The 21,519-nt window shown below is 64.8% G+C and carries 19 protein-coding genes; 14 read left to right on the top strand and 5 right to left on the bottom strand.

Features of this window, described 5'->3' with window-relative positions; all coding sequences use genetic code 11:
• Positions 1 to 29: 29 nt before the first annotated feature.
• Positions 30 to 506: a DUF4863 family protein gene (locus AC6LJY_RS21045; RefSeq protein ID WP_498136682.1), complete on the bottom strand. Its 477-nt coding sequence runs from the start codon at positions 504 to 506 to the stop codon at positions 30 to 32.
• Positions 507 to 707: 201 nt separating this feature from the next.
• On the opposite strand from AC6LJY_RS21045, the gene AC6LJY_RS21050 reads away from it, so the two are divergent.
• From AC6LJY_RS21050 to AC6LJY_RS21070, 5 genes are all read left to right on the top strand, one after another.
• Positions 708 to 1,616 (top strand): helix-turn-helix transcriptional regulator, encoded by a 909-nt coding sequence (locus AC6LJY_RS21050; RefSeq protein WP_046804436.1) that lies wholly within the window; start codon positions 708 to 710, stop codon positions 1,614 to 1,616.
• A 117-nt stretch (positions 1,617 to 1,733) separates the two neighbouring features.
• Positions 1,734 to 3,422 carry a 2,3-epoxybenzoyl-CoA dihydrolase gene (boxC, locus tag AC6LJY_RS21055; protein ID WP_498136683.1) on the top strand — a complete coding sequence of 563 codons (1,689 nt, stop codon included), beginning with the start codon at positions 1,734 to 1,736 and terminating at the stop codon, positions 3,420 to 3,422.
• Positions 3,423 to 3,536: 114 nt separating this feature from the next.
• Complete coding sequence (gene boxB, locus AC6LJY_RS21060) at positions 3,537 to 4,964, top strand: benzoyl-CoA 2,3-epoxidase subunit BoxB (RefSeq protein WP_006221121.1); 1,428 nt, start codon at positions 3,537 to 3,539, stop codon at positions 4,962 to 4,964.
• Positions 4,965 to 5,018: 54 nt separating this feature from the next.
• On the top strand, positions 5,019 to 6,293 hold the full coding sequence (gene boxA / locus AC6LJY_RS21065; protein WP_046804438.1) for a benzoyl-CoA 2,3-epoxidase subunit BoxA: 1,275 nt from the start codon (positions 5,019 to 5,021) through the stop codon (positions 6,291 to 6,293).
• An 80-nt stretch (positions 6,294 to 6,373) separates the two neighbouring features.
• On the top strand, positions 6,374 to 6,817 hold the full coding sequence (locus AC6LJY_RS21070; protein ID WP_046804439.1) for a MaoC family dehydratase: 444 nt from the start codon (positions 6,374 to 6,376) through the stop codon (positions 6,815 to 6,817).
• Between the two features lie 120 nt (positions 6,818 to 6,937).
• On the opposite strand, the gene AC6LJY_RS21075 is transcribed toward AC6LJY_RS21070, so the two are convergent.
• Complete coding sequence (locus AC6LJY_RS21075; RefSeq protein WP_006221118.1) at positions 6,938 to 8,131, bottom strand: acyl-CoA dehydrogenase; 1,194 nt, start codon at positions 8,129 to 8,131, stop codon at positions 6,938 to 6,940.
• Positions 8,132 to 8,267: 136 nt separating this feature from the next.
• Complete coding sequence (locus AC6LJY_RS21080; RefSeq protein ID WP_498136684.1) at positions 8,268 to 9,950, bottom strand: thiamine pyrophosphate-binding protein; 1,683 nt, start codon at positions 9,948 to 9,950, stop codon at positions 8,268 to 8,270.
• Between the two features lie 136 nt (positions 9,951 to 10,086).
• Here AC6LJY_RS21080 and AC6LJY_RS21085 point away from each other — a divergent pair, with 136 nt between their 5' ends.
• From AC6LJY_RS21085 to ybaK, 3 genes are all read left to right on the top strand, one after another.
• Positions 10,087 to 11,001 (top strand): LysR substrate-binding domain-containing protein, encoded by a 915-nt coding sequence (locus tag AC6LJY_RS21085; RefSeq protein ID WP_046804441.1) that lies wholly within the window; start codon positions 10,087 to 10,089, stop codon positions 10,999 to 11,001.
• 75 nt (positions 11,002 to 11,076) lie between these two features.
• A complete protein-coding gene (gene xerD, locus AC6LJY_RS21090) occupies positions 11,077 to 12,060 on the top strand; it encodes a site-specific tyrosine recombinase XerD (RefSeq protein WP_120156706.1) in 984 nt (327 codons plus the stop codon).
• 93 nt (positions 12,061 to 12,153) lie between these two features.
• Positions 12,154 to 12,642, top strand: a complete 489-nt coding sequence (gene ybaK / locus AC6LJY_RS21095) for a Cys-tRNA(Pro) deacylase (RefSeq protein WP_104144562.1) — start codon at positions 12,154 to 12,156, stop codon at positions 12,640 to 12,642.
• Between the two features lie 29 nt (positions 12,643 to 12,671).
• Here ybaK and AC6LJY_RS21100 read toward each other — a convergent pair whose 3' ends face one another.
• Positions 12,672 to 13,388, bottom strand: coding sequence for a GntR family transcriptional regulator (locus AC6LJY_RS21100; protein ID WP_233214241.1), 717 nt, complete (start codon positions 13,386 to 13,388; stop codon positions 12,672 to 12,674).
• A gap of 50 nt (positions 13,389 to 13,438) precedes the next feature.
• Entirely contained in the window at positions 13,439 to 13,957 is a 519-nt protein-coding gene (locus tag AC6LJY_RS21105) for a V4R domain-containing protein (RefSeq protein WP_310030840.1), read from the bottom strand.
• A gap of 233 nt (positions 13,958 to 14,190) precedes the next feature.
• Here AC6LJY_RS21105 and AC6LJY_RS21110 point away from each other — a divergent pair, with 233 nt between their 5' ends.
• The 6 genes from AC6LJY_RS21110 (at position 14,191) to AC6LJY_RS21135 (ending at position 21,502) form a co-directional block, all read left to right on the top strand.
• A complete protein-coding gene (locus AC6LJY_RS21110) occupies positions 14,191 to 15,747 on the top strand; it encodes an ABC transporter substrate-binding protein (protein ID WP_314359891.1) in 1,557 nt (518 codons plus the stop codon).
• On the top strand, positions 15,747 to 16,763 hold the full coding sequence (locus AC6LJY_RS21115; protein WP_314359893.1) for an ABC transporter permease subunit: 1,017 nt from the start codon (positions 15,747 to 15,749) through the stop codon (positions 16,761 to 16,763). Before AC6LJY_RS21110 ends, AC6LJY_RS21115 begins: the two co-directional genes overlap by 1 nt.
• The gene (locus AC6LJY_RS21120; protein ID WP_314359895.1) at positions 16,763 to 17,659 is read left to right on the top strand and encodes an ABC transporter permease; all 897 of its coding nucleotides are present in this window, start codon (positions 16,763 to 16,765) and stop codon (positions 17,657 to 17,659) included. The genes AC6LJY_RS21115 and AC6LJY_RS21120 overlap by 1 nt, the downstream gene beginning before the upstream one ends.
• Before the next feature lie 4 nt (positions 17,660 to 17,663).
• Positions 17,664 to 19,586: a dipeptide ABC transporter ATP-binding protein gene (locus AC6LJY_RS21125; protein ID WP_314359897.1), complete on the top strand. Its 1,923-nt coding sequence runs from the start codon at positions 17,664 to 17,666 to the stop codon at positions 19,584 to 19,586.
• Positions 19,587 to 19,673: 87 nt separating this feature from the next.
• On the top strand, positions 19,674 to 20,987 hold the full coding sequence (locus tag AC6LJY_RS21130) for a Rieske 2Fe-2S domain-containing protein (protein ID WP_314359898.1): 1,314 nt from the start codon (positions 19,674 to 19,676) through the stop codon (positions 20,985 to 20,987).
• Entirely contained in the window at positions 20,984 to 21,502 is a 519-nt protein-coding gene (locus AC6LJY_RS21135; protein ID WP_314359899.1) for an aromatic-ring-hydroxylating dioxygenase subunit beta, read from the top strand. Before AC6LJY_RS21130 ends, AC6LJY_RS21135 begins: the two co-directional genes overlap by 4 nt.
• The last annotated feature ends 17 nt before the right edge of the window (positions 21,503 to 21,519 follow it).

Genomic DNA, 21,519 nt, shown 5'->3' on the forward strand with positions numbered 1-21,519 from the left:
TTTTTTTGTCGCCGGGCGGCAAGCGGGGGCTACCTGCCGGGCCGCGTGAACTCGATGGCGCCGCCGGGCAGCAGGTACAGCACCAGTGCGCGGCCTTGCGTTACGGTGGGGCTGTGCGCGCTGCCGGGGCCGTAGACCAGCCAGCCGGCGCCGTGGCCGTCAAAGCGGGCGCCGGCGGTCAGCGGCATGATCAGGTCGATTTCGCCATTGGGATGGGCGTGGTGCGGGCCGGCCAGGTCATCCATGTCCACGACATCGACCGAGCAGCCGCCCAGGTCGTCGGCCGGCTTGATGACGCGTCCGTAGCGGATGCCGCCGCCTTCGCGGTTGCACATCCAGCCGTCGGCCACGCCTTGCTTACAGGCGGCGAAGATCTGCTGGTACAGCGCGCTGGTGGGGCCGGCCTCGCGGTTCAGCTTCGCCTGCAACCCGGCATCCAGCGGCTCGTCGGCCACCAGCCGCGTGGCCGCTTGCATCAGGGCATGGAATTGATCTGGCGTGCTCACCGGGACTCCTCCTTTACACTGTCGGCGCTTTGGAATGCGGCATGAACTTCAGTGCCGCTTCAATGGCGCTTTATTGCCGCTTTAATGCGCGATGACCGCTTGGAACTGCTTGGAAGGAAAAATAGTGCTTCCATACGAAAGGGTCAAGCACTATAGTGCATAAAACAAGGCTTATCAGGGTATTTGCGGAGTCAGCCAAACATGAATCAAGCGCTAGATGCGGCGCCAACCGAACCCAGGCGGGAAGCTTTCCTGGTGGCTTTAGGCGAGCGGGTGCGCCGCCTTAGAGCCATACGCGGCATGACGCGCAAGGGTCTGTCGCAGGTGACGGGGGTGTCCGAACGGCATCTGGCCAATCTGGAACACGGAGTGGGCAACGCGTCCATCCTGGTGCTGTTGCAGATTGCGCGCGCCTTCAATTGCGCGCTGGCCGAACTGGTGGGCGACGTCACCACGGAGTCGCCCGATTGGCTGCTGATCCGCGAACTGCTCAGCGGCCGCACGGAATCCGACCTGCAACGCGCACGCGAGGCGCTGACCCAGCTGTTTGGCGTGGGCGCGGGCGCGCAGCGGCCCAACCGCACGCAGCGTGTCGCGCTGATCGGGCTGCGTGGGGCGGGCAAGTCCACCCTGGGCCAGATGCTGGCCGACGATCTGGGCTACCCCTTTGTCGAGCTGAACCGCGAGATCGAACGCGTAGCCGGGTGCAGCATTCTTGAAATCCATAACCTGTACGGCCCCAACGCCTATCGCCGCTACGAACGGCGCGCGCTGGAAGAGGCCGTGCAGATCTATCCCGAAATGGTGCTGGCCACCCCCGGGGGGCTGGTATCCGAACCGGCCACGTTGAACCTGCTGCTGGCCCATTGCTACACGGTTTGGCTGCGCGCCACGCCCGAAGAACACATGGGCCGCGTCATGGCGCAAGGCGACTTCCGCCCCATGTCTGGCAACAACGAAGCCATGGCCGATCTCAAGCGCATCCTTGCCGGGCGGGAAGCCTTCTACGCGAAGGCCGACCTGACGTGGGTCACCAGCAACCTGGAAGTCCAGGAAAGCTTTGCCGGCCTGCGCACCCAGGTTCGAAAGGCCTGCGGCCTGCCGCTATAAATCTGCACTTTTATGCATGTCTCGCTTGACGTGCGTTTTTGCCTGAACTAATCTGCACAATAATTCATGTGATGCAGTATTTTTCCTGTCCAGGCAGGGCGTACGAGGAGACACACCATGAGCAGCACCGCAAACGGCCATGAAACCCGGCCCGAGGCCCGCGTTGATTTCCGCACCCGGCCCGACCTGTACCGCCACTGGCGCCTGACGTTTGACGGCCCCGTTGCAACGCTGGCCATGGACGTGGCCGAAGACGGCGGCCTGCGCCCCGGCTACAAGCTCAAGCTCAATTCGTACGACCTGGGCGTGGACATCGAACTGCACGACGCCCTGCAACGCATTCGCTTCGAGCACCCCGAAGTGAAAAGCGTGGTGGTCACCAGCATGAAAGACCGCATCTTCTGTTCGGGTGCCAACATCTTCATGCTGGGCTTGTCGTCGCACGCGTGGAAGGTCAACTTCTGCAAGTTCACCAACGAAACGCGCAACGGCATTGAAGACTCCAGCCGCCACAGCGGTTTGAAATTCATTGCGGCGCTGAACGGCGCCTGCGCGGGTGGCGGCTACGAGCTGGCGTTGGCCTGCGACGAAATCCTGCTGGTGGACGATCGATCGTCGTCGGTGGCCTTGCCCGAAGTGCCGCTGCTGGGCGTGCTGCCCGGCACCGGCGGCCTGACCCGCGTGACCGACAAGCGCCGAGTGCGCCATGACCACGCCGACATCTTCTGCACGCTGGTTGAAGGCGTGCGTGGCCAGCGCGCCAAGGACTGGCGGCTGGTGGACGACGTGGTCAAGCCCGCCCGCTTTGAAGAAGCGGTGCGCGAGCGCGCGCTGGCGCTGGCCGACACCAGCGACCGCCAGGCAGGCGAGCACGGCATTGCGCTGACGCCCATCGAACGCACCGAAACCCCCGATCGTCTGTCGTATCGCTACGTCGATATCCACCTAGATCGCGACAAGCGCCTGGCCACCTGGACCGTGCGCGCGCCGCAGGAACCGGTGCAATCCGAACTGGACGACATTGTTACGGCGGGCGCCGCGTGGTGGCCGCTGCAAATGGCGCGCGAACTGGACGACGCCATCCTGTCCATGCGCACCAACGAGCTGGACATCGGCACCTGGATCTTCAAGACCGAGGGCGACGCCGACGCCGTGCTGGCCGCCGACGCCGCGCTGCAACGCCACGCCACGCATTGGTTTGTGCGCGAAACCGCGGGCATGTTGCGCCGTACGCTGGCCCGGCTGGATGTCACGTCGCGCAGTCTGTTCGCGCTGATCGAACCGGGCTCCTGCTTTGTGGGCACCTTGCTGGAATTGGCGCTGGCCGCCGACCGCGGCTACATGCTGGACAACGACGCCGAACCGGATGCGCCCAACGCGCACATCGTCGTGGGCGAACGCAATTTCGGCGCTTATCCGATGGTCAATGGCCAAAGCCGCCTGCAACGTCGTTTCTATGAAGAGACCGCGCCGCTGGAAGCCGTGCGCGGCCGGGCCGGCCAGCCGCTGTCCGCCACCGACGCGCTGGACCTGGGCCTGGTGACCTACGCGCCGGACAGCATCGACTGGGACGACGAAGTGCGAATGATGCTGGAAGAGCGCCGCGCGCTATCGCCCGACGCATTGACGGGGCTGGAAGCCAACCTGCGTTTCGGTGGCAAGGAAACGATGGAAACGCGCATCTTCGGGCGCCTGACCGCGTGGCAGAACTGGATCTTCAACCGCCCCAACGCGGCCGGCGACAAGGGCGCGTTGAAGCTTTACGGCAAGGGCGAGCAGGCCACGTTCGACTGGAATCGCGTCTGAGCCTGCACGGGCTTGGGATGCGGGCTAAAAGCGCGTACGAACAGTGCGTACCAAACGCGCGTACCAACAGCGCGGACCAAAGGCGCGGACCCGAAAACAAACAAGGAGCGAGACATGTCTGGAATCAACTACACCGATAAGATCCCCAATAACGTCAACCTGTCCGGCGACCGCACCTTGCAACGCGCGCTGGAACACTGGCAACCCAACTACCTGCAATGGTGGCAAGACATGGGGCCGGACGGCTCGCACGGTTTTGACGTGTACCTGCGCACCGCCGTCAGCGTTGAACCCGACGGCTGGGCCAACTTCAACCACGTCCGCATGCCGGATTACCGCTGGGGCATTTTCCTGGCGCCGCAAGACGGCCAGCGCAAGATTCACTTTGGCGAAAACATGGGCCGCGACGTCTGGCAGGACGTGCCCGGCGAGCATCGGGCCAACCTGCGCCGCATCATCGTTACGCAGGGCGACACCGAGCCCGCCTCGATTGAGCAGCAACGCCATCTGGGCCTGACCGCGCCGTCGCAGTACGACCTGCGCAACCTGTTCCAGATCAACGTCGAAGAAGGGCGCCACCTGTGGGCCATGGTGTATCTGCTGCATCGCTACTTTGGCCGCGATGGCCGCGAAGAAGCCGATGCGCTGTTGCAGCGCACGTCGGGCGATGCCGACAACCCGCGCATCCTGGGCGCCTTCAACGAAAAAACGCCGGACTGGCTGGCGTTCTACATGTTCACGTATTTCACCGACCGCGACGGCAAGTTCCAGTTATGCGCGTTGGCCGAGTCCAGCTTCGACCCGCTGGCACGCACCACGAAGTTCATGCTGACGGAAGAAGCGCACCACATGTTCGTGGGTGAATCGGGCATTTCGCGCGTAATCCAGCGCACTTGCGAAGTGATGAACCAGTTGAAGACGGACGACCCGGAAAGCGTGCGCGCCGCCGGCGTGATCGACCTGCCCACCATCCAGCGCTACCTGAACTTTCACTACAGCGTCACCATCGATCTGTTCGGCGCCGACCAGTCTTCCAACGCCGCCATCTTCTATGGCTCGGGCTTGAAGGGCCGCTACGAAGAATCCAAGCGCACCGACGACCATCAACTGAAGAACGACACCTACCGCGTGCTGACCGTGAACAACGGCAAGCTGAACGAGGTCGAGGTGCCCATGCTGAATGCGCTGAACGAAGTGCTGCGCGATGATTTCATCCGCGACTCCGTGGCGGGGATCGGCCGCTGGAACAAGGTCATCGAGAAAAGCGGCATCCCGTTCCGGCTGCACGTGCCGCACAAGGCGTTCAACCGCCAGATCGGCACGCTGGCCGGCATCCGCATGTCGCCCGAAGGCGAAATCCTGTCTGAATCACAATGGCAGGCCAACAGCCACAAGTGGCTGCCCACGCCCGAGGACCGCGCCTTTGTGGCGTCGTTGATGGGGCGCGTCACCGAACCGGGCAAGTTCGCCAACTGGATCGCGCCGCCCGTCATGGGCATCAACCGCCAGCCGGTCAACTTTGACTACGTCCGTTTCAACTGAAGGCGAAGGGGGCGGCGCGCGCGTGCCGCCCGCCCGCGCATTGGGAAGACCGCGATGAACGCCCCATTACCCGTAGATGTGCTCAAGCAGCACCTGATCGACCCCGAGATCTGCATTCGCTGCAATACGTGCGAAGAAACCTGCCCGGTCGACGCCATCACGCACGATTCCAACAACTACGTGGTGGACCCGGACATCTGCAATGGCTGCATGGCCTGTGTGCCGCCGTGCCCCACCGGGTCCATCGATAACTGGCGGCTGATGGTGCGCAGCGAAGCGTATTCGGTGCAAGAGCAGTTCGGCTGGGAAGAGCTGCCCAAGGAAAAGGCGCTGCCGGCGGCAAGCCCGACATCGACCCCGATCGAAGGCGCCGACACCTCGTTGGATTCGCCGTTGTCGCAGGCCGCCGAAACGCTTGCCGCAGCGCCCGTGCAAGCGTCCTTCACCCCGGCCGGTGCGTCCGTGCCGCCGTGGTCGGCGGCGCATCCCTACGTCAACCTGTACACGCACAAGGCGCCGATGACGGCCACGGTGGTGGGCAACTACCGCGTGACGGGCGCCGATACCGAAAGCGATATTCACCACATCGTGCTGGATTTTGGCGAACTGCCGTTTCCCGTGCTGGAAGGGCAATCGATCGGCATTCTTCCGCCCGGGGTCGACGCCCAGGGCCGCCCGCATCATGCGCGCCAGTATTCATTGGCCAGCCCGCGCGATGGCGAACGCGCGGGCTACAACAATCTGTCGTTGACGGTAAAGCGCGTTACCGAAGACCACGGCGGCGCGGCGGCGCACGGCGTGTGTTCCAACTACCTGTGCGACCTGGCCAAGAACGATACCGTGCAAGTCATCGGCCCCTTTGGGCATACGTTCCTGATGCCGAACCACCCGCGCGCCAACCTCATCATGATCTGCACCGGCACGGGTTCGGCGCCGATGCGCGCCATGACCGAGCGCTACCGGCGCCGCATTGACTCCGGCGAAAACGGCAGGCTGATGCTGTTCTTCGGCGCCCGCACCGAGCGCGAGCTGCCGTACTTCGGGCCGTTGATGAAGCTGCCGCGCGACTTCATCGACATCAATCTGGCGCTATCGCGAGAACCCGGCCAGCCCAAGCGTTATGTGCAGGATCTGATTCGCGATCGGGCGGCGCAAGTGTGCGATTTGCTAGCGGATCGCAACACCTGTATCTATGTCTGCGGCTTGAAGGGAATGGAAGTCGGCGTGCTGGACGCCTTGCGTGATGTGACGATGCAATCGGGGCAGGATTGGTCTATCCTGCACGAGGTGCTGCGCCGCGAAGGGCGCCTGCATTTCGAGACCTATTAGCGTCATTCACCAGCGTGACATACGTGAAGACCACGGCGCGCCTTGAGCGCGCCGCTTGTTTTTCCGGGGGAAAAAAACAAATGAAGTTCGCTGAATTCAAGGACGGCATGCTGATCAAGGCCGGTCCCATCACCGTCACCGAAGCCGAGATCCTGGAGTTTGCTCGCAAATTCGACCCGCAATGGTTCCACACCGACCCGCAGCGCGCGGCGGAAGGGCGCTGGGGCGGGCTGATCGCAAGCGGTTGGCACACGTGCGCGTTGGCGATGCGGATGGCGGTGGACGCCGCGCTGCACGACTCCGAATCGTTTGGTTCGCCCGGCCTGGGCGAAGTGCGCTGGCGCACGCCGGTGCGCCCCGGCGATACGCTGCGCCTGGAAGCGCGCGTGCAAGGCGCGCGCACGTCGTCATCGCGCCCGGACCTGGGCATCATCACGTGGGCCTGGACGGTCATCAATCAGCACGACGAAGGCGTGCTGGAACTGGACGCGACAAGCCTGTTTGATCTGTCGGGCGAAAACTAAAACAACGGGTCCGCGCGCCGTGTGCCGTGTGCCCCAAAAAAAACCGCCTTCATCCGAAGGCGGTTTTTGCATTCAAGCCGGCGAACCGGCAAGCGATCGATCCATCAACGGATCAAGCGATCAATAGAACGCCTGGATGCCCGTTTGCGCGCGGCCCAGGATCAGGGCGTGCACGTCGTGGGTGCCTTCGTAGGTGTTGACCACTTCCAGGTTCACCAGGTGGCGGGCCACGCCGAATTCATCCGAAATGCCGTTGCCGCCGAGCATGTCGCGAGCCAGGCGGGCAATGTCCAGCGCCTTGCCGCAGGAGTTGCGCTTCATGATGGACGTGATTTCGACGGCGGCGGTGCCTTCGTCCTTCATGCGGCCCAAACGCAGGCAGCCTTGCAGGGCCAGCGTGATTTCGGTTTGCATGTCGGCCAGCTTCTTCTGGATCAGCTGGTTGGCGGCCAGCGGGCGGCCGAACTGCTTGCGGTCCAGCGTGTACTGGCGGGCGGTATGCCAGCAGGCTTCGGCGGCGCCGACAGCGCCCCAGGCGATGCCGTAGCGGGCAGAGTTCAGGCAGGTGAACGGACCCTTCAGGCCGGACACGCCGGGCATCATCTGGTCTTCGGACACTTCCACTTCGTCCATGACGATTTCGCCGGTGATCGACGCGCGCAGGCCGACCTTGCCGTGGATGGCGGGGGCCGACAGGCCCTTCATGCCCTTGTCCAGGATGAAGCCGCGGATCTTGCCGTCGAAGTCGCCGCCAACGCACTTGGCCCACACTACGAACACGTCCGCGATGGGCGAGTTGGTGATCCACATCTTGTTGCCGGAAATCTTGTAGCCGTCGGACGTCTTGACGGCGCGGGTTTCCATGCCGCCGGGGTCGGAACCGTGGTTGGGTTCGGTCAGGCCGAAGCAGCCGATCCATTCGCCGCGAGCCAGCTTGGGCAGGTACTTCTGCTTTTGCGCTTCGCTGCCGAATTCGTTGATCGGCACCATCACCAGCGACGACTGCACGCTCATCATCGAGCGGTAGCCGGAGTCGATGCGTTCGACTTCGCGGGCGATCAGGCCGTAGCTGACATAGTTCATGCCGGCGCCGCCGTAGGCTTCAGGAATGGTGGCGCCCAGCAGGCCGAGTTCGCCCATTTCAGAGAAGATTTCCGGATCGGTCTTCTCGTTGCGGAAGGCGTTCAGCACGCGGGGGGCAAGCTTGTCCTGCGAATAGGCATAGGCGGCATCGCGCACCATGCGTTCTTCTTCGGTCAGTTGCTGGTCCAGCAACAGGGGATCTTGCCATTGAAAAGAAGGATTCGAGGACATGCTGGGTCTCCGCTATGGATTTCCGTATTCGGAATCTAGAAAGTTTAAACCTAAAATAATTCGGGCGGCAAGTTCGGGTTTCCGAGGGCGGCGCGCGGGGGAGCGCGCCGCCGGATTGCCGGCCGGATCAGGGGTGTCAGTGCTGGGCTTTGAGCGCCGCGTCGCGGATCTTTTCCAAGGTCGTCGACGGGGTGATGGTTTCGGGGTCGATGAAGCAGTGCAGGATGGCCGGCTTGCCGCTGGCCAGCGCGCGTTCGAAAGCCGGGCCGAATTGTTCGGTGGTTTCCACGCGTTCGCCGTGGCCGCCAAAGGCGCGCGCGTAGTCGGCAAAGTCCGGATTTTTCAGTTCGGTCGCGGACACGCGGCCGGGGTAGTGCTTTTCCTGGTGCATGCGGATGGTGCCGTACATGCCGTTGTCGACCAGCACCACGATGATGGGCAGGTCGTACTGGATGGCGGTGGCAAATTCCTGGCCGTGCATCAGGAAGCAGCCGTCGCCGGCAAAGCAGACAACCGTCTTGTCGGGCCAGACGCGCTTGGCGCCCACTGCCGCGGGCAGGCCATAGCCCATCGAGCCCGACGTCGGCGCCAGCTGCGTGCCAAAGCGCGTGAAGCGGTGGAAGCGATGCAGCCAGGTGGCGTAGTTGCCCGCGCCGTTGGTCATGATGGCGTCGGCCGGCAGCGTCTTTTCCAGATAGGCCATGACCTGGCCCATTTGCAGCGCGCCCGGCGTCGTGATGGTTTCCGGGTCGCTCCATTTCAGGTACGACTCGCGCATGGCCTGCGTGCCTTCCGCCCACACGGGCTTGGCCGGCGCCTTCAGGCTGCCCAGCGATTCGGCGAACGCGGCGGGCGACGTGTTGATGGCCAGCGTGGCGCGGTAGACGCGGCCGAGTTCGGCGGTGTCGGGATGTACGTGCACCAGCTTTTGCTTCGGGACAGGGATGTCCAGCAGCGTGTAGGCCTGGCTGGGGTTCTCGGACATGCGGCCGCCCACCAGCAGAATCAGGTCGGCGTCTGCCACGCGCTTGAGCAGTGCCGGGTTGATGCCCAGGCCCACGTCGCCGATAAAGCACGGGTGGTCGGCCGGGAACAACATCTGGCGGCGGAACGACACGGCCGTGGGCAGCGCATGGCGCTGCGCGAAGTCGGCAAACTGCTGCACCGCGCGGGCGTCCCAGCGGGTGCCGCCCAGGATGGCGACGGGGTTCTTGGCGTCGGCCAGCAGCTTTTCCAGGTCGGCCAACTGGCCGGCCGTGGGGGAGGATTCGATCAACTCATAGCGCGGGGCGTCAGCCACCTTGGCCGCTTCGACCAGCATGTCTTCGGGCAGCGCAATCACGACGGGGCCGGGACGGCCCGACGTGGCGATGTGGAACGCGCGCGAGATCAGTTCGGGGATGCGTTCGACCTGATCGATCTCGGTGACCCACTTGGCCTGCGTGCCGAAGACGGCGCGGTAGTCCATTTCCTGGAAGGCTTCGCGTTCGCGCATGCCGCGTTCGATCTGGCCCACGAACAGGATCAGCGGCGTGGAATCCTGCTTGGCAATGTGCACGCCGGCCAGCGCGTTGGACGCGCCCGGGCCACGGGTCACCATGCAGATGCCGGGTTCGCCGGTCAGCTTGCCGTGCGCGTCGGCCATCATGGCCGCGCCGCCTTCCTGACGGCACACCGTCACTTTGATGTCCGCGTCGTGCAGGCCGTCCAGCACCGCCAGGTAGCTCTCGCCGGGAACGCAGAAAACGTGTTTGACGCCCTGGGCGACCAGTTGGTCGACCAGAATGTGACCGCCAAGGCGGGAATCTTGCTGAGACATGGTGGGGTGTCGTGGGTAGCCGAGGATAAGACTCCCGAGGATATGTGCCCTGGCCGCACAACGCAATTGATAAAATTGCACAATCTATTGATTCCCCGGCACGTAGTGCCCTGTTGGCTTTCAGGCAGTTTGGTCCATGAGAAACGGCATCCCCAATTTGACCGCCTTGCAGGCGTTCGAGGCATCGGCCCGGCTGGGCAGCTTTTCCCGGGCGGCCGAAGAACTGTCCCTGACTCACAGCGCGGTCTACCGCCAGGTGGCCAGCCTGGAAGCACGCCTGGGCGTGCAACTGTTCACCCGCGTGCGCCGGCGCATCGTGCTGACTGATCACGGCGCCGAATACGCGGGACGCATCCGTCACCATCTGGACCAGATCGAAAAAGACACCTTCGGGCTGGTCAGCCGCACCGGCATGGGGCGCAGCATCCATATCGCGGTGGTGCCCACGCTGGCCACCACGTGGTTGATCCCGCGACTGGCCGATTTCCAGGACGCGCACGCGGACATCACCGTCAGCCTGTCGGTGCGCACCTTGCCGTTTCAGTTCAAGGACCAGCCGTTTGACGGCGCGCTGTATCACGGCGACGGCCTGTGGCCCGGCACCCAGGGCGTGTTGCTGTTTCCCGAGCGCGAACTGGTGCCGGTGTGCGCGCCGGCGCTGGCCGCCCGGGCCGCCAAGACGGCGCAAGCCGGGGTCAGCGTGCTGGCGGGCATGACGCATCTGCACCTGGCCTCGCGGCCGGACGCCTGGCGCCAGTGGTACGGCGCCAATAACCATCTTTATGGCCCGCAGGCGGCGGGCGGCCCGCGCTATGAGCTGTTCACGATGGTGATGGCGGCGGTGCAGGCCGGCTTGGGGGTGGGGCTGATGCCGCGCTTTCTGGCGCAGCCCGCGCTGGACCAGGGCACGCTGGCCATGCCGGTGCCGCAGTCGCTGACCGTCAGCCAGGGGTATTACTTTGGCTATCCACAGCGCAGCGAACGCTCTGACGCACTGAAGCTGTTTGAAGCCTGGCTGAAGTCCGCGGCGGCGGGCGTCGGGGAACGATAACCGCCGGCTGCCCGACGCGCCCTCGGCTTTCGAGCCTGCCGCCGTCTTCCGAACGTTCTAGAATGCCGCATCCCTATGTCGACTTCCCGCCCGCCCTTAGCTTCCCAAGCCGATATCGACGCCTTCATCGACGCCGTGTGGCTTGAAGACGGCTTGTCCGCCAACACGCTGGCCGCCTATCGCCGCGACCTGACGGGTTTCGCCCGCTGGCTGGAAGACCCCGAAGCCTACGCCCGAGAAATGGCCGACCGCTATGGCGATGCGGCCGGCGCGCACGCGTTGCCCGTCGGGCAAGCCAAGCCGCTGTCCAAGGCCGACAAGGCCGACATCGAAGCCTGGTTCGCCTTCCGCCACGAAGAAACCCGCGCCACCACCGCCAACCGCCGGCTGGCCGCGCTGCGGCGCTTTTTCGCCTGGGCGCTGCGCGAGCATCGCGCCGAACGCGACCCCTGCCTGACCCTGATTGCCGCCAAGCAACCGCCGCGCCTGCCCAAGACGCTGTCTGAACAACAGGTGGATGCGTTGCTGCGCGCACCGGATGCCACGCAACCGCGCGGCCTGCGCGACCGCGCCATGCTGGAAACGCTGTATGCCACCGGCCTGCGCGTGTCCGAACTGGTGGGCGTGCGCGCCTTGGATGTCAGCCTGAACGAAGGCGTGGTGCGCGTGGTGCTGGGCAAGGGCGGCAAGGACCGCCTGGTGCCGCTGGGCGCCGAGGCCGCCCACTGGATCGACCAGTACATGAAGACGGCGCGCCCCGAACTGGCGGCGGGCCGGCAGAGCGACGCGCTGTTCATTACCGGCCGCGCCGAAGCCATGTCGCGGCAAGCGTTCTGGCAGCTGGTGAAAAAATACGCGTTGCTGGCCGACATCCACGCACCGCTATCCCCGCACGTGCTGCGCCACGCCTTTGCCACGCATCTGCTGAACCATGGCGCAGACCTGCGCGTGGTGCAGATGCTGCTGGGCCACGCCGATATTTCCACCACGCAGATCTACACGCACGTGGCACGCGAGCGCCTCAAGGCGCTGCACGCCGCCCACCACCCGCGCGGATAGCCACTGGCGGACGCCCGTTCTTTGCCTTGTATTTAGCCTTGTTTTTAGCCCTGCTCTTGTTCCTCTTCTTCCCCATCTCAACCCGGCCTATCCATGAGCAAAGCCCGCCACGTTTCGGAAACCCCCGCCACCCAGCTCCTCAAGCAGCACAAGGTGCCCTACACCGAGCACACCTACGACTACGTCGACCATGGCGGCGCCGGTGAGGCCGCGCGTCAGCTGGGCCTGGACCCGCATGCCGTCGTCAAGACGCTAGTGATGGAAGACGAATCGGCCAAGCCCTTGATCGTGGTGATGCACGGCGACCGCGAGGTCTCCACGAAGAACCTGGCGCGTCAGGCCGGCCTGAAAAAGGTCGAGCCCTGCAAGCCCGAGGTGGCGCAACGGCATTCTGGTTACCAGGTGGGCGGCACGTCGCCCTTCGGCACGCGCAAGAAAATGCCGGTGTGGGTCGAAGCCGATGTGCTGACGTACCCGGTCGTCTATATCAACGGCGGCAGGCGCGGCTACCTGATCGGTATCGACCCCAACGTGCTGGTCACGGTGCTGGGTGCAAAGCCGGTGTCGGTGGCGTTGGAATAAAGCGGGGAAGGGCGTTGCGGGCCGGCCGGTCAAAACGCCCTGGTCGCGGCGCTTGGTTCCGATGCCGATGGCTCCAGCATCTTTTGGTAGGCGCTGTAGTAACAGGCCGCCGCCGCGCGCGCGTGGCCCAGCATGCGGACTCGCACCAATTCGGTGTCGCCGGATAAAAAGGCTTCGTATAGTCCGCGCATGCCTTGCAGGATGATGCTGCGGACCTGCTCGTCGTCCATTGTCACCAGCCGCACCACCTGCACGTGGTCGATGTAGCGGGATATCACCACGGCCAGTTCGCGGTTGGGCACCATGGTCAGCCAGGCCCAACGAAAGTGCGCGTTGCGCCGCATGAATTCGTCGATGTCGGTACGCGCGTGCGCGGCTTCGGCTTGCTCCAGCGCCTCTTTCATTTCTGCCAGGCCCTTGGGGCCGGCGTGCACCGAGGCCGACGCCGCCGCCGCGGGTTCCAGCAGCGTCCGGATCTCGAAGATCTCGTTCATTTCCGCCAGCGTGAAGCGGCGCAGCACGAAGCCGCGCGCCGTGCCTTCAAGCAGGCCCTCGCTTTTCAATTGCATCAGCGCTTCGCGCACCGGCATGCGCGACACCTCGAGCTCTTCAGCAATATCGTGATCCACCAGCCGGTCTTCCAGGCGGATCAGCCCCATCTGTATGCGCTCGCGGACGATGCCATACACCCGCTCGCGCAGGTTCGGCTTGCGCGCCTCGTCTCTGGTTCTGCTTGTCGCCTTCATTGCCATCCGCTTTGCCTTGACGGCCTTTGTTCGCTGAATCGTCGGTTTGTTTACTTGCGTAGCCCCGGGCTCGCATCGCGGCTTGCCTGGAATTCGCAGCAGGGCGCGCCCATGCTGGCGCACCGCGTCTCGCGATACGTGTTGGCGTGGCCCGCGACCAGTGCGCTGACGGCCTCCAGCATACCTGTAATCGCATGGCAGACCGGGCGGTCAGACCCCGCCACGGCGGTCGCAAAAGGGCTGTTTTTTACCGTCAGTACGGGCAGGCCTGCCTCGTCCAGCCGCAGTTGCCAGACGCCCCAGCCCAGATCGGCGGCCGCCTGCGCCATCACTTGCAGGAAAGGGCCAGGGTCCCGCGCGCCGCTGGCCTGATAGGCGCGCGCCGAGGCGCCGCCATGGTCGCGTACCGATGCTTGCAAGCTGGCCAGGGCCTGTTCGCGCTGGGCCGGGGGCAGGGCGGTGAACAGCCCCATCAGCACGTCGGCGCGCAGCATGACGTAGCGGCGGTCGGCATCCAGGATGGCGCCCGCGTCGTGGTCCCACACCAGCCGTTCTTGAAGTTGTCCCATTGCGTTATTCCCACGTGGTTCGCGCCGATCGCGCCGTTTTGGGGCGTCGCGATGCAGCGTCTTACCCCGGGGTTACCCTAAACAATATATTGTTTTTGGTGGCTATAAGCCTCTGATACTAGGGTAAATAATTAGTTTAAAGTTCAAGTACTAGTGCTTAAATTCACAACAGTATACTGTTCGCACGGCGGTGCCGGGCGCCTTTGCAACGATTCCGAGATCGGAGGCCGTTCATGATTCACGCATGGTGGGTACGGGGGGTGGGCAGGACGCTGGCGTCCTGTCTGGTGGTGTGCGGCACGCTGTTTGCAACGTCCGCCGGGGCGCAGGCCGACAAGCCGCCGCCGTCGGAAGAACTGAAGATCGCGTATCCGGTGGACGTGCCGTCGTGGGACCCCACCGCCGTCACCTTCCCGGCGGGGCAGTCGCTGTACAAGGCGGTTTTCGATTCGCCCTTGTTCATCGATGGCGACTTGAAGCTGCAACCCGCGCTGATCAAAAGCTGGCGCTGGCTGGACGACAAAAACATGCGGCTGGCCATCGTCCTGCGCGACGACGCCACCTTTCATGATGGCTCCAAGCTAAGCACCGATGATTTCAAGTTCAGTTTCCTGGACCGCCCCAAACGCGACAAGCGCCTGGCCATCAACGGCTTTTTCGGCGCGTTGCAAGACATCCAGATCGGCAGCCCCACCGAGGCCACGCTGGTGTTTTCCACGCCGACGCCCACGGCGCCGAACTACCTGGGCTTCCTGACGTCGTACATCCTGCCGCGCGCCTACCTGGAAAAAGTCGGTGAAGACGGCTTCCAGGCGGCGCCCATCGGGGCGGGGCCGTACAAGGTGGTGCGCTATGAACGCGGGTCGCGCGTGGTGCTTGAAGCGTATGACAAGTACTGGGGACCCAAGCCCGCCATCAAGCGCGTGGTGTTTGAATTCGTGCCCGATTCTTCCGCGCGCGTCGCCATGCTGGAATCGGGCCGCGCCGACGTGGCGGTGCAGATTCCACTGCGCGAGGTCAATCGCCTGAACAAGCAGCCCGCGCTGAAGGCCGAGGTTTATCCGTATAGCGAAATCTTCATTCTTCAGATTCCCAGCTACGTGCCGGAATTTCAGAATGAGCACGTGCGGCGCGCCTTGCACCTTGCGATCAACAAGCAGGCCATTTCCAAGGCCTTCTACGCCAGCGTCGCCAAGCCGCTTTCCGTGCTGGCCACGCCGGGCTCTGCCGGCGACGTGGCCGGTTTCAACTATGCGTTCGACAAGGCGGCCGCGCAGGCCGAGCTGGCCAAGGCGGGATACGGCCCGGACAAGCCTTTGACGATCCAGTTCCTGTCCACCAACAACACGTTTCCCAGCGACTACGAGATGGCGCGCGCCATCGTGCAGATGTGGTCGCAGATCGGCGTCCAGGCCAACTTGCAGGAAATCACCCTGGCCAAGTATCTGGAACTGAGCCATTCGTCGAAAGTGCCGGGCGTGATGCTGTACAGCTGGGCCAATGCCACGGGCGACCCGGAAATCTTCGCGGGCAAGATCCTGGACCCCCGCTTGCGTTTCTCGACCTGGAAAGAACCCGAGCTGGCCAAGACCATCGACGCGCTGGCCGCCCAGGGCGACCCTGACAAACGCATGCAGGGCTATCGCGATCTGGCGCGTCAGGCCACGGAACATGCCTGGAGCCTGCCGCTGCTGCAATCGGTGGCCACCGTAGCGTCCAAGAAGTCGGTGGACATGAAGGTCTACCAAACCGGCTACATCCTGCCCGCGACGTACCGCTGGAGCCGCTGATGTGGGCAGCGCTGGTATCCCACTTTGTGCGCCGCCTGGCCGTGGCGGTGCCCACGATGCTGGCGCTGTCCGTCGTCGTGTTCGTGGTGCTGCGACTGTTGCCCGCGGACCCGCTGGGCATGATGCTGCCGCCCAGCGCCACCAGCGCCGAGGTCGATGCCCTGCGTCACACCATGGGGCTGGACCGATCGCTGGTCGTGCAGTACGGCATCTGGCTGGGGCAGGTGCTGCACGGCGATCTGGGGCGGTCCATCAGTTCGGGGGCGCCGGTCACGCAGTTGATCGCCACCACCTTGCCCGCCACGCTGGAACTATCGATTGTGGCGCTGATCATGGCGTTGGCCATCAGCGTGCCGGGCGGTCTGCTGTTGTACGTCTTGCATGACCGCCGCGGCGAACTGGTCGCCGACACGGGGCTGGTGCTGCTCATATCCATTCCCGGCTTCCTGTGGGGCATTTTCCTGATGCTGGCCTTCGGTGTGCATTGGCCGCTACTGCCATTCTCGGGCCGCTTCAGTTCCGACGTGGAGCTGGCAGGGCCCACCGGCTTCGTGCTGATGGACTTCCTGTTGCAGGGGCGCTGGCACGCCTGGGCGGACGCGGCCTCGCACCTGGTGCTGCCGTCCTTGGCGCTGGCGCTGGGCTTCAGCCCGCTGATCGTGCGCGTGCTGCGCGCCAGCTTGCTGGAAGCCAGCCACGAGCAATACGTGGCGGTCGCGCGGCTGCGCGGCCAGCCGGAACGGCGCGTCATCCTGCGGCACATGCTGCGCAATGCGTTCCTGCCCACGCTGACGCTGATCGGCGTGCAGTTCGGCTTTCTGTTCGGTGGCACCTTGCTGATCGAAATGATCTTCTCGTTCCCCGGCATGGGCAACATGATGGTGCAGGCCGTACGCAACCATGACTTGCCGCTGATCCAGGGTATTTCGCTGGTCTTCTGCGCGGTGATCCTGCTGATCAATGCCAGTGTGGACTGCCTGTATGCCGTAATCGACCCCCGTCTGAGAGACCACTGATGACGACGCTGAATATTCAAGCGGCCCCGGTCGCTGCCCGCCTGTCGGGCTGGTGGGCGGCGTTGCGCGCATCGCCCAAGGCCGCGCTGGGCGGCGCCATCGTGCTGGCGCTGCTGGCCATCGCGATCTTCGCGCCCGCCATCGCGCCTAACGATCCGCTGTCGCAAGACCTGTTGTCGCCCTTGCTGCCGCCGGCATGGGCGCCGGACGGGCTGGCGCAATACCCGCTGGGCACCGACAGCCTGGGCCGCTGCGTGTTGTCGCGGTTGATCTTCGGCACGCGCGTGGCCTTGTGGGTGGGCCTGTGCGCGGCCACGGGCGCGATGCTGGTCGGCTGTGTCCTGGCGCTGGTGGCCGCTTACTTCGGCGGGCGCGTGGACAAGGCCATCGGTTATCTGGTTGACCTGTGGATGTCGTTTCCGCCCGTGGTGCTGTCGCTGATCCTGATGGTGGGGCTGGGAACCGGCGTGGGCAACGTGATCCTGGCCATTGTGCTGGTGGACTGGACGCGGTTCTGCCGCGTGGTGCGCGCCGAAGCGCTCAAGATCCGCCGCAACGATTATGTGACGGCGGCGCGGCTGATGGGCTTCGGTCATATGCGCGTGATGCTGCGCGAGATGCTGCCCGGCCTGGTGCCGCTGATCCTGACGTTGTTCAGCCTGCAGATCGGCATTGCCATCATTGTCGAAGCCATCCTGAGCTTCGTCGGGCTGTCGGTGCCCGCCGACGTGGTGGCGTGGGGGGTGATGATCGCCGACGCGCGCAGCACCATGCAGGAAGCCATCTGGACCCTGATCGCGCCGGTTGCCGGCATTGTGTTGACGGTGTTCGGATTCAATTTGCTCAGCGACGGCATGCGCCAGATGCTGGATCCGCGCAAGCGTGCAAGGAACTGATCTCATGTCGCTGTTGAGCTTGCAGAACCTGACCCTGACCGTGGACGTCGACGTGGACGGCAAGCGCCTGCCCGCCGCCGTGCTGCGCGGTATCGACCTGGACATTCCCGAAGGCCGCATGCTGGGCCTGGTCGGCGAATCCGGCGCGGGAAAAAGCATGGTGGGCCGCATGGTGGCGGGCAACTTGCCGCCCGGCTTCAAGATCACGCAAGGCACGATTCATTTTCGGGGGCAGGACTTGAACCGCCTGCCGCCCGCGCAGCGCCGCGCGATGTTGGGGCGGCAGATTGCGTTCATTCCGCAAGAGCCGCTGTCGGGCCTGAATCCCGCGCTGACGGTGCGCCAGCAGTTGTTCGAGCACCTGCGCCATGTCGGCATTCCGGCCGCCCAGCGCGACGCCTATGCCTGCGCGCGCTTGCAGGAAGTGGGCCTGGCCGATGCCACGGCCATGCTGGCCCGCTATCCGCACCAGATGTCGGGCGGGCAGTGTCAGCGCATCCTGATCGCCATGGCGTTTTGCGGCGACCCGGCGCTGATCTTCGCCGACGAACCGACCACCGCGCTGGACGTCATCACGCAGGCGCAGATCATGCGGGTGCTGGCCGATCAGCAGCAACGCCACAAGACGTCTGTCGTGCTGGTCACGCATGATCTTCGGCTGGCCGCGCACGTGTGCGACACCATCGCCGTGCTGTACGCGGGCGAGGTGGTCGAGGTCGGGTCGGCACGGCAGGTGCTGGACGAGCCGCTGCATCCCTACACGCGCAGTCTGAAGGAATCCGCGCCCGGCATGATGGCGCCAACGCGGCCGCTGCGCACCTTGCCGGATTTCATGCCCGGCCTGCGGGACTTTGCCACGCTGCGCGGCTGCCGGTTTGCATCGCGCTGCCCGTCGCGGCAAGCGGTATGCAGCGAACGCGCCATCGGCTTGCTGGACCGTGGCGGTGAGCGCGCGGCGCGCTGCCTGCCGTCCATCCCCCCATTGGGCGCATCCACCGACGAGGACGGCGCGGCATTCCTGCACTTGCGCGCCAAGCCCGCCACGCGCGCGGAGCCTGTCGTGACGCTACACGACGTGGCGTTGAGCTACCCCGGCCGCGCGCGCCTGTTCCGCGCCAGCACGCCGCTGCAAATCCTGCATCCCTTGTCGCTGTCGGTCGCGCACGGGGAATTCCTGGGCATCGTGGGCGAAAGCGGTAGCGGCAAGACCAGCCTTGCGCGGCTGATCGCCGGCATGATTCCGCCCACGTCGGGCCGCATCGCGTATGCCGCGTCCACGGGTACCCCCCGCGCCGCGCCCGTGCGGGTTCCGCTGGCGGACCCGCGCGATGTGCAACTGGTGTTTCAGAACCCGGATTCTGCGCTGAACCCCCGCCGTACCGTCGGGTCGCTGGTGACGCAGATATTGGAAGCCGCGCCGCTGGGCGCGACATCGGAAACGGGGCGCGCGGCGCGCTTGAATACCGCGCTGCGCTTGCTGGCATCCGTGGGCATGCCGCCGGACGCCGTCACCCGCTTGCCCTCGCAACTGTCGGGCGGTCAGAAGCAGCGCGTCAACATCGCGCGCGCGCTATGCGTCACACCGCGCCTGATCGTGGCGGACGAAATCGTGTCGGGCCTGGACGTGTCCGTGCAGGCGCTGATCCTGAACCTGCTGTTGCGGTTGAAAGAAGAGTTGGGCATTGCGCTGGTGTTCGTGTCGCATGACCTTGCCGTGGTGCGCTACCTGTGCACCCGCGTGCTGGTGCTGCACCAAGGGCGCATCGTGGAGCAGGGGCCGGTTGACGACGTCTTTGACCAGCCACGGCACGCCTATACCCGCGCGCTGATCGCGGCGGTGCCCCCGGATTCCGCCAGCCGCGCGTGGGCGCCGATACCCGCTGGCGCCATGCGCGAGCCGAACGCCGCGCAGGCCGCCGCGGCTTGACCGCAAAGCCGAACGGCACAACGAAACGCACAACGAAACGCACAACGAAATGCAAACCGAAATGCACAACGGAACGCAGGAGACGCTATGACGAACGATTCCGCTCAACAAGGGTTCGGGCATCTGGTCGCGCCGGATCAAGTGCACCGCGACTTGTACACGGACGCCGAGGTGTATCGCGCCGAGCAGGCGAGGCTGTGGACGCGCGCCTGGGTGTATGTCGGCCATGAAAGCCAGACGCCCGCCGTGGGCGACTACACCACTACCGACATCGCCGGACAGTCGATGATCATGCTGCGCAGCAGTGCCGACGAGGTCGTCGTGTTGATGAATCGGTGCGCGCACAAGGGTAGCCAGCTGGTGCACGAACGCCAGGGCAATTGCGGCAAGGTGCTGCGTTGCCCGTATCACGCGTGGTCGTACCGGCTGGACGGAAGCTTGTTGTCCATCCCGCTGAAGAACGATTACGAAGGCACCAACCTGTCCGCATGCCCGTCCGGAAAGGGCCTGGCATCGCCGGGGGGCTGCGTCAACTACAAGGGCTTTGTCTTTGCGCGGATCAGCGAAGACGGGCCGGACTTTGCCAGCTATTTCGGCGAGGCGCTGGCCACGCTGGACAACATGGTGGCGCGGTCCCCGGACGGCCAGTTGTCGGTGCTGGGCGCGCCGCTGCGCAACCGGATCGGATGCAACTGGAAGCTCTATCTGGAAAACGTCAACGACACCGTGCACCCGATCTCGACGCACGAGTCGGCCGCCAGCGCCGCCAAGCACGTGTCGCAAAGCCTGCCCGAAGACGGCGACGCCGTCTTGGCGATGGAGCAGCTGCTGCCGTTTGGCGCGGGCTACAGCTTTTATTCCGAGATGGGCGCGCGCGTGCTGCCGCACGGCCACAGCATCCTGGGCACCAAGTTCAGCATCCATACCGGCTACGCGCCGCTGCCCGACTATCAAGCCGAACTGGAAGCGCGCCATGGCAAAGAGGGCGCGCAACAGATCCTGGCGTTCTCGCCGCAGAACACCGTGCTGTATCCCAGCCTGGCGGCCAAGGCATCGCCCATGATCCTGCGCGTGCTACGCCCGCTGTCGGTCAACGAGACCTTGATTGAAACTTGGGCGTTCGCGCCCCGGAATGCCCCGGCGCGGCTGCGCCAGCGCGCCGCATCCTACGCCCGGCTGGTGTTCTCGCCCATGTCGATCGTGGCGCATGACGACGTGCACCTGTTCGAAAGCCAGCAGCGCGGCCTGGCCTGCGACGGCAATGAATGGCTGAGCCTGCATCGCGGTTATCGCGAGGGCGAGATCCAGGCGGGCGCAAGTTCGATGGACAGCGGCAATAACGAATGGGTCATCCGCAACCAGCATCGCGGCTGGCTGAACCTGATGGGAGACGCGGCATGAATACCGCATTGATGCCACCGGAGCCGGCGGCCATGCAGCCGGCCCTGCACTCGGCTTTAAGCGCCTTCGTGTACCACGAGGCCATGCTGCTGGACACGCAGCGCTATGACGACTGGCTGTCGCTATACGCGCCGGACGGCCTGTACTGGATGCCCCTGTCGGCAGACCAGCCCATGCGGGACGAGTCGCCGTCGTTGCTCTATGAAGACCTGTTGCTGCTGCGCCTGCGGGTCGAACGCTATCGCAACCCGCGCGCGCATTCGCTGCATCCGGCCGTGCGCGGCCTACGCATATTGCAAGCGCCGCGGGTTGAAGATGGCGAGCCGGGCGCGACGGTCCATCACACACGCACGAATTTTCTGTACGTGGAAACGCAAGGCGACGCGCAGCGCATGCTGGCCGCGACGGCGTATCACGCGGTCGAAGGCCGGCCGGGCGCGTTCAAATTGCGGATGAAAAAAGTGGTGTTGCTGAACGCCGATGCCTCGTTGCCGGCGATTCAGCTGCTGATGTAGCGGCTGCTTGCCTTGGT

Source organism: Achromobacter sp. RT286_PF (genome assembly GCF_059760425.1).

Excerpts from the sequence above, each read along its gene's own strand:
- AC6LJY_RS21050 (WP_046804436.1), top strand. The coding sequence starts at position 708 with ATGAATCAAGCGCTAGATGCGGCGCCAACCGAACCCAGGCGGGAAGCT.
- boxC (WP_498136683.1), top strand. The coding sequence starts at position 1,734 with ATGAGCAGCACCGCAAACGGCCATGAAACCCGGCCCGAGGCCCGCGTT.
- boxB (WP_006221121.1), top strand. The coding sequence starts at position 3,537 with ATGTCTGGAATCAACTACACCGATAAGATCCCCAATAACGTCAACCTG.
- boxA (WP_046804438.1), top strand. The coding sequence starts at position 5,019 with ATGAACGCCCCATTACCCGTAGATGTGCTCAAGCAGCACCTGATCGAC.
- AC6LJY_RS21070 (WP_046804439.1), top strand. The coding sequence starts at position 6,374 with ATGAAGTTCGCTGAATTCAAGGACGGCATGCTGATCAAGGCCGGTCCC.
- AC6LJY_RS21075 (WP_006221118.1), bottom strand. The coding sequence starts at position 8,131 with ATGTCCTCGAATCCTTCTTTTCAATGGCAAGATCCCCTGTTGCTGGAC.
- AC6LJY_RS21080 (WP_498136684.1), bottom strand. The coding sequence starts at position 9,950 with ATGTCTCAGCAAGATTCCCGCCTTGGCGGTCACATTCTGGTCGACCAA.
- AC6LJY_RS21085 (WP_046804441.1), top strand. The coding sequence starts at position 10,087 with ATGAGAAACGGCATCCCCAATTTGACCGCCTTGCAGGCGTTCGAGGCA.
- xerD (WP_120156706.1), top strand. The coding sequence starts at position 11,077 with ATGTCGACTTCCCGCCCGCCCTTAGCTTCCCAAGCCGATATCGACGCC.
- ybaK (WP_104144562.1), top strand. The coding sequence starts at position 12,154 with ATGAGCAAAGCCCGCCACGTTTCGGAAACCCCCGCCACCCAGCTCCTC.
- AC6LJY_RS21100 (WP_233214241.1), bottom strand. The coding sequence starts at position 13,388 with ATGAAGGCGACAAGCAGAACCAGAGACGAGGCGCGCAAGCCGAACCTG.
- AC6LJY_RS21105 (WP_310030840.1), bottom strand. The coding sequence starts at position 13,957 with ATGGGACAACTTCAAGAACGGCTGGTGTGGGACCACGACGCGGGCGCC.
- AC6LJY_RS21110 (WP_314359891.1), top strand. The coding sequence starts at position 14,191 with ATGATTCACGCATGGTGGGTACGGGGGGTGGGCAGGACGCTGGCGTCC.
- AC6LJY_RS21115 (WP_314359893.1), top strand. The coding sequence starts at position 15,747 with ATGTGGGCAGCGCTGGTATCCCACTTTGTGCGCCGCCTGGCCGTGGCG.
- AC6LJY_RS21120 (WP_314359895.1), top strand. The coding sequence starts at position 16,763 with ATGACGACGCTGAATATTCAAGCGGCCCCGGTCGCTGCCCGCCTGTCG.
- AC6LJY_RS21125 (WP_314359897.1), top strand. The coding sequence starts at position 17,664 with ATGTCGCTGTTGAGCTTGCAGAACCTGACCCTGACCGTGGACGTCGAC.
- AC6LJY_RS21130 (WP_314359898.1), top strand. The coding sequence starts at position 19,674 with ATGACGAACGATTCCGCTCAACAAGGGTTCGGGCATCTGGTCGCGCCG.
- AC6LJY_RS21135 (WP_314359899.1), top strand. The coding sequence starts at position 20,984 with ATGAATACCGCATTGATGCCACCGGAGCCGGCGGCCATGCAGCCGGCC.